This is a genomic window from Streptomyces sp. NPDC054834 (genome assembly GCF_053611185.1).
The window spans coordinates 35,200-48,606 of sequence record NZ_JBSGZV010000025.1 but is presented as its reverse complement, the minus strand read 5'-3'; the positions used below and the strand labels follow the sequence as shown (position 1 = coordinate 48,606).

Sequence of the window (13,407 nt, the reverse complement as noted above, 5' to 3'; positions counted from 1 at the left end):
CGCGGGTCCCTCCATGTAGTGCCGCAGTATGTACGCCATCGACCAGGGACGTTCGATATACTGAACACTGTCTCTGATGATGAATATGCTGTTGGAGACTATATCTTCAGGTCCTCGTCGAACGAAGGGGTCAACGGCGATGTCGGCAGGCGAGACAGGCGGCGGGGCGCAGGTCAAGTCCGCGGTGCGGACCGTGGAATTGCTCGAGTACTTCGCCGGCCGGCCCGGTATGCACTCCCTCGCGGCGGTCCAGGAGGCCGTCGGGTATCCCAAGTCCAGCCTCTACATGCTGCTCCGCACGCTGGTGGAGCTGGGCTGGGTGGAGACGGACGCGACGGGCACGCGGTACGGCATCGGGGTGCGGGCGCTGCTCGTCGGTACGTCGTACATCGACGGCGACGAGGTGGTCGCGGCGGCCCGGCCGACGCTGGACCGGCTCTCCGACGACACCACGGAGACCATCCACCTGGCCCGTCTGGACGGCACGAACGTGGTGTACCTGGCCACCCGCCAGTCGCAGCACTATCTGCGCCCCTTCACCCGGGTCGGCCGCCGGCTGCCCGCGCACTCGACCTCGCTGGGCAAGGCGCTGCTGGCCACGCACACCGACGAGCAGGTGCGCAAGCTGCTGCCGGAGACGCTGCCGGCGCTGACCGAGCACACGATCACCGACCGGGAGAAGCTCATCGAGGAGCTGCGCCAGGTCCGCGAGCAGGGCTTCGCCGTCGACCGCGAGGAGAACACGCTGGGCCTGCGCTGCTTCGGCGTGGCGATTCCCTACCGCACCCCTGCCCGCGACGCGATCAGCTGCTCGGTGCCGGTGGCCCGGCTGACCCCCGCCCATGAGCAGATGATCAAGGACGCTCTGTTCGACGCCCGTGACCGGCTGACCCTCGCCACCCGTAGGCTGTGACCATGGAGGTCGTGCTCCGCGAGGTCCTCGACAGCGATCTGCCGGTGTTCTACCGGCAGATGAACGACCCCGAGGCGGTGTGGATGGCCGCCTTCACCCCCGAGAACCCGGCCGACCACGACTCCTTCGACGCCCACTGGGAGAAGTTCCGCTCCTCGGCGGACGGGCTCGCGCGCACCGTCCTGGCGGACGGGGAGGTGGTGGGGAGCGCGATGGTGTACGGCCAGCCGGGCGAGCGCGAGGTGGCGTACTGGATCGATCGCGCGTACTGGGGGCGCGGCCTGGCCACGGCCGCTCTGCGGGGACTGCTCGCCGAGGTGCCGGAACGCCCGCTGTACGCGCGTGCGGCGGCCGACAACGCCGGGTCGCTCAGGGTGCTGCGCAAGTGCGGGTTCCGGGAGAGCGCACGGGCCCGGGGATACGCGAACGCCCGCGGCGCGGAGATCGAGGAGGTCGTGCTGCTGCTCTCATGAAGGCTTTTGCTCGCATGAAAGCCCGATGAGAAACCCGGCGGAGCGGAACGATTGCCGCATCCCGCTCGTCCTCATGACCGGGATGAACAAGACGATCAGGCGGGCGTCCGTCTTCACACTGCTGCTCGTGCTCACCCTGCTGCTCAGGGCCACGTGGGTGCAGTTCTACGACGGCAAGGCCCTCGCGGACGACAAGAACAACCGGCGCAACGTCATTCAGACGTACGCGGAGCCGCTCGGGAACATCATCGTGGCAGGCGAGTCGATCACCGGCTCGGCCCGTACGAAGGGCGGCGACCTCGCGTACAAGCGCACGTACAAGGACGGCAAGCTGTACGCGGCGGTGACGGGCTACGCCTCGCAGGCGTATGCGCCGACCCAGCTCGAGGGCATCTACCAGGAGCTGCTCAACGGCACGGACAACCGGCTCAAGACCGTCATGGACACCGTCACCGGCAAGCGCGCCGACCCGGGCGACGTGATCACCACGATCGACCCGGACGTGCAGAAGGCGGCGTACAGCGCGCTGGGCGACAACAAGGGCGCCGCCGTCGCGATCGACCCGAAGACCGGCAAGATCCTCGCGGTGGTGTCCACACCGTCGTACGACCCGTCCACGCTGACCGACGCCAACACCGCGGGCACCGCCTGGAAGAACCTCAACGCCGATCCGGACAAGCCGCTGACCAACCGGGCGCTGCGCCAGCCGCTGCCGCCGGGCTCGACGTTCAAGCTGGTCGTCGCGGCGGCAGCGCTGGAGGACGGGCTGTACAAGGACGTGGACGAGCACACCGCCAGCCCGGACCCGTACACCCTGCCGGGCACCACCCGGCCGCTCTCCAACGAGAACGCCTCCGCGCCCTGCAAGAACGCCTCGATACGCGTCGCCCTCCAGTACTCCTGCAACAACGTCTTCGGGAAGATGGCCGTCGACCTCGGCCAGGACAAGGTGAAGGCGATGGCCGAGAAGTTCGGCTTCGACGACGACCAGCTCGATGTGCCGGTGCGGGCGTGGGCCAGCGTGTATCCCTCGGACATGGACAAGGCGCAGACGGGCCTGTCGGGCATCGGCCAGTTCGACGTCACCGCCACCCCGCTTCAGATGGCCATGGTGTCGGCGGCGATAGCCAACGGCGGCAAGCTGGTCTCGCCGCACATGGTCTCGCGGATCACCGACAGCGGCGGCGACGTACTGAAGGACTACGACGACAGCGCGGACAGCAAGGAGATCGTCAGCTCCTCGACCGCCGAGCAGCTCCAGTCGGCGATGCGGACGGTGGTCGAGGACGGCACCGGTACGAACGCGAAGATCTCCGGTGTGACCGTGGGCGGCAAGACCGGCACCGCCCAGCATGGCGAGAACAACAGCAAGACGCCGTACGCCTGGTTCACCTCGTTCGGCAAGTCCGACTCGAGCGGCAAGGAGGTCGCCGTCGCGGTGATGGTGGAGCAGTCGGACGCGGCCCGCTCCGAGGTGAGCGGCAACGGCCTGGCCGCGCCGGTGGCCAAGGCGATGATGCGGGCCGCGCTGCGGAGTTGACGTACTGCCGCACGCCTTGGCGCGCTACTTCACGCCCAGGATCTGCTCCACCGGGTCGATCGCGAAGTACACCAGGAACAGCGCCGACACCGTCCACAGCAGCCAGTTGACCTCCTTCGCCTTGCCCAGCACCGACTTGATGACGACGTAGGCCAGGAAGCCGGCGCCGATGCCGTCGGTGATGGAGTAGGTGAACGGCATCGCGGCGATGGTGAGGAAGGCCGGGATGGCGATCTCGTACTTGTCCCAGTCGATGTGCTTGACGTGGGTCATCATCAGGAAGCCGACCGCGATCAGGGCCGGTGCGGCGGCCTGGAGCGGGACGATGGTGAGCAGCGGGGTGAGGAAGAGCGCGAGGCCGAACAGACCGCCGGTGACCACGTTGGCGAAGCCGGTGCGGGCGCCCTCGCCGACGCCGGCCGCGGACTCGATGTAGGCGGTGTTGGAGGAGGCGGAGCCGATTCCGCCGGCGACGGCGGCGGCGCCGTCGATGAACAGGACGCGGCCGATGCCGGGCACCTGGCCCTTCTCGTCGAGGAGTCCGGCCTCCGCGCTGATGCCGACGATGGTGCCCATGGCGTCGAAGAAGTCGGACAGGATCAGAGTGAAGACGAGCAGGACGGCGGTGAGCACCCCGGCCTTGGCGAAGCCGCCGAACAGGCTGAAGTGACCGACGAGTCCGAAGTCGGGGGCGGCCACGATCTTGTCGGGGACCTTCGGGGTGGTCAGGCCCCAGCTCTTGATGTCGGCGACGGCGTTGATGACGATCGCGACGACCGTCATGCTGACAATGCTGATCAGGATGGCGCCCTTCACCTTGCGGGCGAGCAGCGCGATGGTGAGCAGTACGCCGAGACAGAACACCAGGACCGGCCAGCCGGTGAGCCGGCCGACGGCGCCCAGCTGCACGGGCACCGTGGTGTTCGCGGCGTCGGGGATGCGGCTGACGAACCCGGCGTCGACGAAGCCGATGAAGGCGATGAACAGGCCGATGCCGACACCGATGGCCTGCTTGAGCTGCTGCGGGATGGCGTTCATGATCGCCTCGCGGAGCCCGGTGAGCACCAGGACGCAGATCAGGACGCCTTCGAGGACGACGAGTCCCATCGCGTCGGCCCAGCTCATCAGCGGGGCGAGCTGGAAGGCGACGACGGCGTTGAGGCCGAGGCCGGCGGCGATGGCGAGCGGAAGGTTGCCGCCGACGCCCATGATGATCGTCATCACACAGGCCACCAGGGCGGTGGCGGTGACCAGTTGGCCCGCGTCGAGCGTGTGGCCGAACTTGTCCTTGGCGCTGCCCAGGATGATCGGATTCAGGACAAGGATGTAGGCCATCGTGAAGAAGGTCGCCAGGCCGCCGCGTATCTCCCGGCCGAACGTCGATCCGCGTTCGGAGATTCTGAAGTACCGGTCGACACCGTTCGCCGCGGGTGGCGCGGCACTTGGCCGGTCGGCCACCTTCTGCGTCTCGGACATGGTGTTGCTCCTTGTCGCCTCATGATCGGTCTGCGGATGCTGGCTGGATTGTTCCCTCGTTGAACCGGTTTCAGGTTTTCTCCGTGTTACGGAATCGGACGTCGGCCGACCATACGGCGTTCGAACCCTCGTACAAACCAAGCGGTTGTTCACTGCTACGCTTCCGGATCCCGTCCCGGCCACCCCCGGACAACCACATGTCATTCACATGACACACACAGAGAGGTCGCCCGTGGGCACAGTCGTCGACGACGCCGCCTCCGTGGAGTTCCATGCCTTCTTCGAACGGCACTACGCCGAACTCTCCCGTCTCGCCTACCTCCTGACCGGCGAGGCGGACGCCGCCGACGACCTGGCCGCGGACGCGCTGCTCGCGCTGTGGCACCGCTGGGACCGGGTGCGCGCGGCCGACCACCCGGTGGCCTACGCCCGGGGTGTCGTCGCCAACCTGGCCCGTACCCGCATCCGCAGCGCGGTGCGCGAGCGCCGCCGGATCTCGCTGTTCTGGTCGCACCGCGAGGAGAAGACCGAGAACCCCGACGTGGCCGGCGTGGTGGACGTGCAGGAGGCGCTGCGCAGGCTGCCGTTCCGCAAGCGGGCGTGTGTGGTGCTGCGGCACGCGTTCGACCTGTCGGAGAAGGACACCGCGCTGGCCCTGGGGGTGTCGGTGGGTACGGTTAAGAGCCAGACGTCGAAGGGAATGGCCGAACTACAGCGGTTGCTCGGCACCGAGCGCGCTCCGCAGAAGGTGCACGCGGCGATGGCGCGCGGCGGCGAGACCGGAGGTAGGAACCGATGAGGCAGCAGGACGTGCACGACGAGCTGCGCGCCCGGCTGCACGAGGCGGCCGAGGAGCACGAACCCGACCGCGCCCGCATCCTGGCCCGGGTCGAGCGGGGCATGGCCGCGCAGGGCCGCTCCGACCACCGGGCGACGCGCCCGCCGGTGTTCGGCTGGTTCCGGGTGGTGAGCGCCACGACCGCGGTGGCCGGTGTCCTCGCGGTCGGCGGGTACGCGGTGGCTTCGGCGGTGAAGAACGACGACACCCCGGCCCAGCAGACGGTCGCGGTCTCGCCGACGCCCACGCCGTCGCCGGACGCGACGAGGCGGCCACCGGTCCACTCGGCGGCCCCGACGACCGGCTCCGACGGCGCCACGCGGCCTTCCCACCAGGCCGGTCCGTCCCCCACGCCGACGCCCCCGAAGGCCTCGGCCACCCCGAAGGCGCCGGCCGCCGAAGGTACGCAGGACGGCCCTGTGTGGTCGGACGGCTCGGTCGACCCGCACAGCAACGACTTCTGGGCGCAGAGCAACATCACCCTGAAGACGTCCAAGCAACTGAACGCGCTGACCGTGCAGTTGAAGGTGGCGCAGACGGGCGGCGTGTCGACGGCGGGCGCCTGGCGGTCCCTGCCCGAGGCCGACTTCACCCAGACCGTCGAGGAGAGGAACGGCTTCCTGGTCTACACATGGGTGCTCAAGGAGGGCCGCACGGTCCCTGCGGGCGAGTGGGTCTTCGCCGGGCAGTACAACCACGAGCGCGGCGGCCGGGACGCGAAGGACGACACCTACACCGTCACGGGCGCCGCGGGCGCCGCCCGGTACGCCGTGAAGGGCGACTTCGCCGCGCACGACTCGGGCGACGGCGACTCCTGAACCGACCCAGAAAACAATCACACGTTCGACAACCATGTGTTCGTTTTCAGCGTCAGTACAAGTGTCGGCCTGAGCCCCCCTCGGCCGGTACGGCCGGTCCGAGCCCCCCTCGACCGGCCACGAGGACGCCCCGCCGGTGACGACCGGCGGGGCGTTCTCCCTTGGCCGGCGGGCTAATTCATGGTCGAGCCGATGGTGGCCGAACCCGTGGTGAGGAAGCTCGTCGCGGGCAGCGAACCGTCCGAATCGCGGGCGCCGTACGCCGTCGTCGCGTCGGTCGACTTGAAAGCGGGGGTGCTGACTCCGCTGTCCCAGTTGTTGGCGGCGGAGACGGTGGCGGACCCCAGCTTGTCCAGGCCGCCCTTGTTGCCCACGGCGAGGTTGCGGGCGAGGCGGGCCTTGCCGGTGGCGAAGTAGAAGCCGGCCTCGGTGTTGGCGTACGCGGTGTTGCGGTTGAGCACGATGCGCCGGTGTTGGAGTTCTCGGTGAAGCCGTTGAGGGTGTTGTCCCAGGCCGCGTTGTTGTTGACGGCGTGCGCGACCGCGATGCCCCCGCCGCCCAGCTTGAAGCCGTTGCCGTTGCCCTCGAAGGCCGAGTCGTTCCAGCGGTTCTTGCCGTTGCCGAAGGCCCAGGAGTGCTCGATGGTGACCGGCGAGGAGAACTGCCAGAGGTCGAGGCCGTCGTCCGAGTTGTTGTACAGGCGGGCGCCGGTGACCTTGTTGCCGGTGCCGGAGCCGAACTTGACGGCGATGCCGTCGGCGTTCTGGCCGTGCCCGGCGGCGTCGTAGTTGCCGTGACTGTTGAGGTTCTGAACGAGGTTGTTCACGGTGTTGTCGCCGCGCAGGGTGAAGCCGGAGTCGCCGTTGTCCGCGGTGACCAGGTTCTTGAAGACGCCGCCGGTGGAGGAGGTGACGACGAAGCCCTGGGCCGGGGAGTTCTGGAAGGTGAGGTTCTGGACGGTCCAGTAGCTGCCGTAGATCCCGGTGAGCCAGGAGCCGGCGGGCAGCTTGGACCCGTCGATCTTCACCTTCTCGCTGCCGTACGCCTGGAGCGTGATCCGGTTCGAACCGGTGCCGTTCGCGGTGGACTTGAGGGTGGCCGTCGGATAGTACGTGCCCCCGCGCACCTGGATGACGGTGCCGGCCGCCGCGTTCTTCACGGCCGACTCCAGCTGGGCGGTGCTGGACACGGTGACCGTCGTCGTGGCGGCCTGGGCGCCGCCGTTCGACAGGCCGAGGTAGACGCCGCCGGCCCCCGCGGCGACGGCCACCGTCGAGGCGATCGAGAGGGTGCGCGTCCTGCGGTGGCGTCCGGTGCTCTGGCGCACGGGGTGTTCCTTTCCCAGGGGGATGCTACGGACACCGGTCGCCACCGTGGCCGGAGCGGGTTGCCGGGCCGAACGAAAACGAGCGAAAGTTTCGGCGGTTCTCATCCCGCTCTCATCGATTGACGTGCCTTTCCCCACTGGTGACACTCCGAGGGCGCAACACCCAACAGAAACCCCCAAGCTCCGACAGGATTGCCCATGCGCCTAAGAGCCGCGCTCCTCGCCTGTCTCGCCCTCCTGCTCACGCTGTTCGCCGCCCCGCCCGGCACCGCGCACTCTGGAGCCCCACCCGTGAAACACCCCAAGTACGCCGGTTACCTCTTCGCCTACTTCACCGGCGAGGGCACCGCCGACGGCGAGCAGATCCGCTACGCCCTCAGCCGGGGCAACGACCCGCTGCACTGGCGCGAGCTGAACGCCGGGAAGCCGGTCCTGACCTCGACCATCGGCGAGAAGGGCCTGCGCGACCCGTTCGTCATCCGCTCCCCCGACGGCGACAAGTTCTATCTGATCGCCACCGACCTCAGGATGTACAACAACAGCAGCGGCAGCTGGGACCACGTCCAGCGGCACGGCAGCAAGTCCATCATGATCTGGGAGTCCACCGACCTGGTGCACTGGACCGACCAGCGCCTGGTGAAGGTCGCCCCCGACAACGCGGGCAACACCTGGGCGCCGGAGGCCTACTGGGACGACTCGCTGGGCGAGTACGTCGTCTTCTGGGCGTCGAAGCTGTACGCCGACGACGACCCCGACCACACCGGATCGACGTACAACAAGATGCTGTACGCGACGACGAAGGACTTCCGCACCTTCAGCGCGCCGAAGGTCTGGGACGACCCCGGCTACTCGGTCATCGACTCGACGGTGGTCAAGTACAAGGACACCTACTACCGCTACACCAAGGACGAACGCGATCCGTCCTCCAGCTCGCCCTGCTCGAAGTTCATCACCGGCGAGAAATCGACCAGCCTGACAAGCACCAAGTACGACTTCGTCTCCGACTGCATCGGCAGCGGGTCCATCGAGCGCGGCGAGGGACCGACGGTGTTCAAGTCGAACACCGAGAACAAGTGGTACCTGTTCATCGACGAGTACGGTCTGCGCGGCTACGTGCCCTTCGAGACCACCGACCTGGACTCCGGCAAGTGGACGATGTCCACGGACTACCAGCTCCCGGCGAGCCCCCGGCACGGCACGGTGATGCCGGTGACGCAGGCGGAGTACGACCGCCTGCTGGCCGCGTACCCCAGCACGCCCACCTCCGTGGTGGACGCGACGGCGAAGGACCAGAAAGGGTACGCGGTCGTCACCGAGCCGGCGTCGAAGGTCGTGCTCCCGATGGAGCCGGACGCCGATCTGTCCCGGCTGGCACCGAAGCTGTGGGTGGGTGAGGGCGCGACGGTCAGCCCGAGGTCCGGTACCCGGCGCGACTTCCGCAAGCCGCGGAAGTACACGGTGACGGCGGCGGACGGCACGACCCGCACCTGGACGGTCGAGGCCGTCCGCACCCGAAGTCCGATCCTGCCCGGCCTGAACGCGGACCCGGACGTCCACTACCTGAACGGCCAGTACTGGATCTACCCCACGACGGACGGCCATCAGGGCTGGAGCGGGACGAGCTTCAAGGCGTACTCGTCGAGAGACCTGGTCCACTGGAAGGACCACGGCGTGATCCTCGACCTGGGCCCGGACGTTTCCTGGGCCGACAAGAACGCCTGGGCACCGGCGATCGCCGAACGGGGCGGCAAGTACTACTTCTACTTCTGCGCGGAGCAGCAGATAGGCGTGGCGGTGGCCGACTCCCCCGCCGGCCCCTTCAAGGACGCGCTCGGCAGACCCCTGGTCGCCAAGGGCAACCTGGCGGGCCAGATGATCGACCCGGCCGTGTTCACGGACGACAACGGCCAGGCGTATCTGTACTGGGGCAACGGGCACGCGTACGTGGTCCCGCTGAACGACGACATGACGTCGTACGACCCGTCGAAGGTGAAGGACATCACCACGGACAACTTCCGCGAGGGATCCTTCGTGATCAAGCGGAACGGCACGTACTACTTCATGTGGTCCGAGGACGACACCCGTAGCGAGAACTACCACGTGGCCTACGCGACGGGACCGTCCCCGCTCGGCCCGTGGACCAAGCGGGGGACGATCCTGTCCAAGCGTCCCGAGTACGGCATCCTCGCCACCGGCCACCACTCCGTGGTGAACGTGCCCGGCACCGACGACTGGTACATCGTCTACCACCGGTTCGCGCTGAACGGCCCCGGGAAGGCGGGCGGTGACGGTATGCACCGGGAGACGACGGTCGACCGTATGCGGTTCGCGGCCGACGGCACGATCGAACCGGTCGTACCGACCCTGGAGTCGATCAGACCGGTGAGGAACGCTAGCTGACGAAGTACGTCGGGTTCGGGATCTTGTACGTGCGGTCGGCGTGGCCACCGTCGAGGTCCGAGTACTGGTCGCCGAAGTTGGCGATGATCTCGTACCCGAGGTCGTCCTCGATGTGCTCGCGGGTGCCGGACTTGTACTGGACCGTGGTGCAGTTCCAGGTGCCCGGGGTGGCGCAGGCGCTCAGGTAGGACGGCGGGTTCGCCTTGTCCTTGAGGAACATGTGGTCGGCGTCGAGGTTCACATCGGCGCCGACCTTCTTCAGGTTCTCGACGGCGGCGGTGCGCTGCGACTCGCTCAGACCCGAGTTGTAGAAGACCTCGACGCCCTTGGACTCGGCGTACTGGACCAGCTCGGGACTGCCGAAGACGGCCGGGCGGTCGGCCCGGTTCACGTAGTCGCCCCAGGTGGTCGAGTTGTAGGTGTAGTTGTAGCGCTTCTCGTAGTCGAGGCTGAGCAGCAGCGTGTCGTCGATGTCGAAGACGACCGCGGGCTTCTCGTGCCGGTGGTGCGCCTTGCGCGCCGCCTGGTCGATGTACCGCTTGGCGGCGGAGTCGAGGCGCGCCAGGTCCGTGGCGTACGGGCTGTCCGGGGACGCCTGGTAGACGCCGTTCGCGTCGGCGGTGGTCCCGTAGTAGGTGTCGATGTCCTTCACCAGCTGCCCGATGTTGTAGGGCTCGTGGGTGGAGTTCGCCGTGGACTGACCGGCGGTGGCCGCGCCGGCGCCGTACAGGGCGCCACCGGCGAGGGCACAGGCGGCCGCGAGGGCCGCGATCCGAAGTGGCTTATGCATGACAGGTTTTCTACGCGCGTCACCCCTCCGAGCGCGAGGCCCGTTGCCCGATCGATACCTTCTCGGTCGGGCAACGGGCTCCTCGTCCCCTGCCGGGGTCAGTTCATGGTGGCGCCGATGGTGGGGCTGCCCGTGGTCAGGAACGTCGTGGCGGGCAGGGAGCCGTCGGACTTGCGGGCGTTGTACGCGGCGAACGTGCAGGATATGGCGGCCGACGGCGGGAGCGGGAGGGTACCGACGGCGGCCAGGCCGCCGGTGATGCCCGCCAGGAGGGTGCGTCTGCGCATGTCAGCAGCCCTCCCGCCGCGGCGCCCAGTCACCGAGGTAGGCCTCGCCGGTCGCCGACCGGGCCTGCTGGTCGGTGAGTTGGGGGCGGTTCTCCGGGACGGTGACCTCCGCGCCCGGCCCCGCGTTGCGGTACTCGGCGAAGCGCTGGTTCCGCCACGGGTAGGCGGCCGACATGTCGGTGTAGGGCGCGACCGCGTCGATGCCGGGGCCGAGGTGGGTGTCCCGGACGGTGAGCATCGGGCGGGCGGTGGGGTCGGAGCCGGGGACCCAGGGGCGGGCCAGCTTGTAGAAGGCGTCCGGGGCCTCGCTGCTGACCCGGCTGCGCGTCACCAGGTAGCCGCGGGGATCGGCGACCGCCGTGGAGGGCGCGAAGACGAAGCCGTAGGGGGCGGCGGTGAGGTCGGTGCGGTTCAGCGTGCGGAAGTGGCAGTGCTCGTACACGGCCGTGGCCCGGCCGAAGACGAAGTCGACGTCCCCCTCGACGTAGCAGTGGGCGTAGTACTGGCGGGCGAAGACGCCGAGCGCCATCGAGTCGGCGTACAGGGTGTCCTGGTGGCCGAGGAACCGGCAGTGGGTGAAGGCGCTCCGGTCGCCCTGCACCTTGATGGCCACCGCCTGCGTGCCGGTGATGTCCGGGTGGTCGGCACGCAGCCAGTCGTTGGCGAAGGTGATCCAGCGGGCGGTGAAGCCGTCGGCCTGGACGGTCGTGGTGGCCGAGCCCGTGGTGCCGTAGGTGCCCGAGCCGTCCGGCTTCGGCGTCCCGTTGGCGTTGTCGTAAACGATCACGACGTCCCGGGGGTCCTCCGAGGCGCCGATCCAGGTCGCCTCGGTGCGGGTGGCATCGACGGCGACGGTCTCCCGGTAGGTGCCCGGGCCGAGGACCAGGGTCCGGCCGGTGCCGGTCGCGGCGGTCACGGCGGACTGGACGCGTGTGAAGTCGCCGCGGCCGTGCGGGTCGACATACAGGGTCTTCGGCGTCAGGCGGCGTGCCGGTGACCCGTACCGGCCGAAGGGGCGCCGGCCGCCGGTGGCGTGCGCGGGGGCGGCGGTCGCGAGGCCGAGTGTGGCGGCGGCCTGGGCGCTCGCCGCGAGGAAGGCCCTTCTGGACAGGGGTGGTCGGAGGTGGGGCGAGGCCATGCGGATGCTCCTTCGCGGTGCGGCTCGTCAGGGGATGCCGGCCGGGGCCCGTCCTGCCCCGGCCGTTTCGTGCGGCGCTCAGCGCAGGTGCCCGGCGCCCGCGCAGTGGTCGACGATCTTCGGGACGGCCTTCGCCGGGTCGGCCTTCGTCCTCAGGGCCGGCGTCCAGCCGGCGCCCGACTGGAGGATCTCGCCGGGGACCTCGGCGTTGTGGACGGCGATCAGGTCGGTCCGGGTGCCGTTGACGTAGTTGTCGTCGGCGGTGACCGGTGCCTCCTTCCACTTCTTCAGGACGGAACCGGTGCTGACTCCGTCGGGCAGCGTGAACGCGTTGTGCTCCGCGACGAGCTGGGACTCCATGCCGATGCCGTAGCTGTATCCGTAGCCGTCACCGGCGACGAAGTGGTTGTTGTAGGAGTCCACTTGGCCGAAGCGGACGCGGGGCGCGCGCTCCACCAGGTTCGCGAACAGATTGTGGTGGAAGGTGACCTTCAGATGCCCTCGGTCCACGGCGGCCGTCGAGGCGCTGTCGCTGTTGCCGATGAGGATCGTCTTGTCGTGGTCCTCGAAGACGTTCCAGGAGGCGGTGACGTAGTCGGCGCCCTTGACGATGTCGAGCTCGCCGTCGTGCTGTTCGTAGATCCGCCCGTAGTAGTACGGCAGGGTGCTGTCCGGGTGGTCGCCGTCGGTGAAGGTGTCGTGGTCCATCCACACATGGGTGGAGCCGTAGACCACCGCGCTGTCGTACTCGGAGTTCCAGTTGCCGTCGGCGGTGTCGGTCGGGTCCCACTGCGGGAAGCAGTCGAGCGGGCTCTCGAAGCCCAGATTGCGGACGATGACGTTGTCGACGCCCTTGATCTGGAGGCTCGCGCCCTTGAAGCCGGCGTCCGTGCCGATGCCGACGACGGTGGTGTTGGCCGGGATGTTCGCCTTGATGTAGGCGTCCTGGTCGGCGGCGGAGGCGCGGCGCAGGCCCTCGGGGCTGTCGTCGGGCTCGGCGTCAAGGTTCTTGTCGTGGCCCCACACGGCCGGGTCGTACGTCTTGAGGTAGGCGTCGAAGTCGTACCCGGCCGCCGCGAACGACGCACAGCTCGGCCCGTCGGCGTCGATGGTGCCCTTCACCTCGATGATCTTGGGTGCGCTGCCGCCGTCGGCGAGGGCGGCCTTGAAGGCGTCCCAGGTGGTGACGGTGTAGACGTGCGCGGGGTCGGCGGCGGCGCCGCCGGTGGTGCCGGTGCCGTAGGCGGCCCAGCCGTCGTTCGCCGCGAGGGTCTGGTGGGCGAGGTCCGGGTGCCGGGGCTGGGCGGAGGCGGTGCCGGTGACGGCGAGCACGAGGGCGGTGCAGCCGACGAGGGCTGTTATGACGCGTCCATGACATTTCTGAGTGCGCACTGTGCGGTCTCCTCG

General features: G+C 68.8%; 11 protein-coding genes and 1 pseudogene. 6 read left to right on the top strand and 6 right to left on the bottom strand.

What is annotated here, in order from left to right:
- Positions 1 to 139: 139 nt before the first annotated feature.
- From ACWGJM_RS29085 to ACWGJM_RS29075, 3 genes are all read left to right on the top strand, one after another.
- Entirely contained in the window at positions 140 to 913 is a 774-nt protein-coding gene (locus tag ACWGJM_RS29085; RefSeq protein ID WP_453414685.1) for an IclR family transcriptional regulator, read from the top strand.
- A gap of 2 nt (positions 914 to 915) precedes the next feature.
- Positions 916 to 1,386, top strand: a complete 471-nt coding sequence (locus ACWGJM_RS29080; protein ID WP_453414684.1) for a GNAT family N-acetyltransferase — start codon at positions 916 to 918, stop codon at positions 1,384 to 1,386.
- An 82-nt stretch (positions 1,387 to 1,468) separates the two neighbouring features.
- On the top strand, positions 1,469 to 2,926 hold the full coding sequence (locus ACWGJM_RS29075; RefSeq protein ID WP_453414778.1) for a peptidoglycan D,D-transpeptidase FtsI family protein: 1,458 nt from the start codon (positions 1,469 to 1,471) through the stop codon (positions 2,924 to 2,926).
- A 24-nt stretch (positions 2,927 to 2,950) separates the two neighbouring features.
- Here the strand turns inward: ACWGJM_RS29075 and ACWGJM_RS29070 are convergent, their stop codons facing one another.
- Positions 2,951 to 4,402 (bottom strand): NCS2 family permease, encoded by a 1,452-nt coding sequence (locus tag ACWGJM_RS29070; RefSeq protein ID WP_453414683.1) that lies wholly within the window; start codon positions 4,400 to 4,402, stop codon positions 2,951 to 2,953.
- A gap of 232 nt (positions 4,403 to 4,634) precedes the next feature.
- On the opposite strand from ACWGJM_RS29070, the gene ACWGJM_RS29065 reads away from it, so the two are divergent.
- Complete coding sequence (locus tag ACWGJM_RS29065) at positions 4,635 to 5,201, top strand: SigE family RNA polymerase sigma factor (RefSeq protein WP_453414682.1); 567 nt, start codon at positions 4,635 to 4,637, stop codon at positions 5,199 to 5,201.
- On the top strand, positions 5,198 to 6,058 hold the full coding sequence (locus ACWGJM_RS29060) for a hypothetical protein (RefSeq protein ID WP_453414681.1): 861 nt from the start codon (positions 5,198 to 5,200) through the stop codon (positions 6,056 to 6,058). The genes ACWGJM_RS29065 and ACWGJM_RS29060 overlap by 4 nt, the downstream gene beginning before the upstream one ends.
- A gap of 173 nt (positions 6,059 to 6,231) precedes the next feature.
- Here ACWGJM_RS29060 and ACWGJM_RS29055 read toward each other — a convergent pair.
- Positions 6,232 to 7,385, bottom strand: a pseudogene (locus ACWGJM_RS29055) (right-handed parallel beta-helix repeat-containing protein).
- Positions 7,386 to 7,583: 198 nt separating this feature from the next.
- Here ACWGJM_RS29055 and ACWGJM_RS29050 point away from each other — a divergent pair.
- The gene (locus tag ACWGJM_RS29050; protein ID WP_453414680.1) at positions 7,584 to 9,785 is read left to right on the top strand and encodes a family 43 glycosylhydrolase; all 2,202 of its coding nucleotides are present in this window, start codon (positions 7,584 to 7,586) and stop codon (positions 9,783 to 9,785) included.
- Here the strand turns inward: ACWGJM_RS29050 and ACWGJM_RS29045 are convergent.
- The 4 genes from ACWGJM_RS29045 to ACWGJM_RS29030 all read right to left on the bottom strand — a co-directional run bounded on the left by ACWGJM_RS29045 (position 9,778) and on the right by ACWGJM_RS29030 (position 13,392).
- The gene (locus tag ACWGJM_RS29045; protein ID WP_453414679.1) at positions 9,778 to 10,575 is read right to left on the bottom strand and encodes an HAD family acid phosphatase; all 798 of its coding nucleotides are present in this window, start codon (positions 10,573 to 10,575) and stop codon (positions 9,778 to 9,780) included. The genes ACWGJM_RS29050 and ACWGJM_RS29045 overlap by 8 nt on opposite strands.
- 98 nt (positions 10,576 to 10,673) lie before the next feature.
- Positions 10,674 to 10,862, bottom strand: coding sequence for a hypothetical protein (locus ACWGJM_RS29040; RefSeq protein ID WP_453414678.1), 189 nt, complete (start codon positions 10,860 to 10,862; stop codon positions 10,674 to 10,676).
- Position 10,863: 1 nt separating this feature from the next.
- Complete coding sequence (locus tag ACWGJM_RS29035; RefSeq protein WP_453414677.1) at positions 10,864 to 12,000, bottom strand: pectinesterase family protein; 1,137 nt, start codon at positions 11,998 to 12,000, stop codon at positions 10,864 to 10,866.
- Positions 12,001 to 12,078: 78 nt separating this feature from the next.
- Positions 12,079 to 13,392 carry a pectate lyase family protein gene (locus tag ACWGJM_RS29030; RefSeq protein ID WP_453414676.1) on the bottom strand — a complete coding sequence of 438 codons (1,314 nt, stop codon included), beginning with the start codon at positions 13,390 to 13,392 and terminating at the stop codon, positions 12,079 to 12,081.
- Positions 13,393 to 13,407: the final 15 nt, after the last annotated feature.

What these genes read in the sequence shown, in the direction of transcription:
- ACWGJM_RS29085 (WP_453414685.1), top strand. Translation starts at nt 140, where the DNA reads ATGTCGGCAGGCGAGACAGGCGGCGGGGCGCAGGTCAAGTCCGCGGTG.
- ACWGJM_RS29080 (WP_453414684.1), top strand. Translation starts at nt 916, where the DNA reads ATGGAGGTCGTGCTCCGCGAGGTCCTCGACAGCGATCTGCCGGTGTTC.
- ACWGJM_RS29075 (WP_453414778.1), top strand. Translation starts at nt 1,469, where the DNA reads ATGAACAAGACGATCAGGCGGGCGTCCGTCTTCACACTGCTGCTCGTG.
- ACWGJM_RS29070 (WP_453414683.1), bottom strand. Translation starts at nt 4,402, where the DNA reads ATGTCCGAGACGCAGAAGGTGGCCGACCGGCCAAGTGCCGCGCCACCC.
- ACWGJM_RS29060 (WP_453414681.1), top strand. Translation starts at nt 5,198, where the DNA reads ATGAGGCAGCAGGACGTGCACGACGAGCTGCGCGCCCGGCTGCACGAG.
- ACWGJM_RS29050 (WP_453414680.1), top strand. Translation starts at nt 7,584, where the DNA reads ATGCGCCTAAGAGCCGCGCTCCTCGCCTGTCTCGCCCTCCTGCTCACG.
- ACWGJM_RS29045 (WP_453414679.1), bottom strand. Translation starts at nt 10,575, where the DNA reads ATGCATAAGCCACTTCGGATCGCGGCCCTCGCGGCCGCCTGTGCCCTC.
- ACWGJM_RS29040 (WP_453414678.1), bottom strand. Translation starts at nt 10,862, where the DNA reads ATGCGCAGACGCACCCTCCTGGCGGGCATCACCGGCGGCCTGGCCGCC.
- ACWGJM_RS29035 (WP_453414677.1), bottom strand. Translation starts at nt 12,000, where the DNA reads ATGGCCTCGCCCCACCTCCGACCACCCCTGTCCAGAAGGGCCTTCCTC.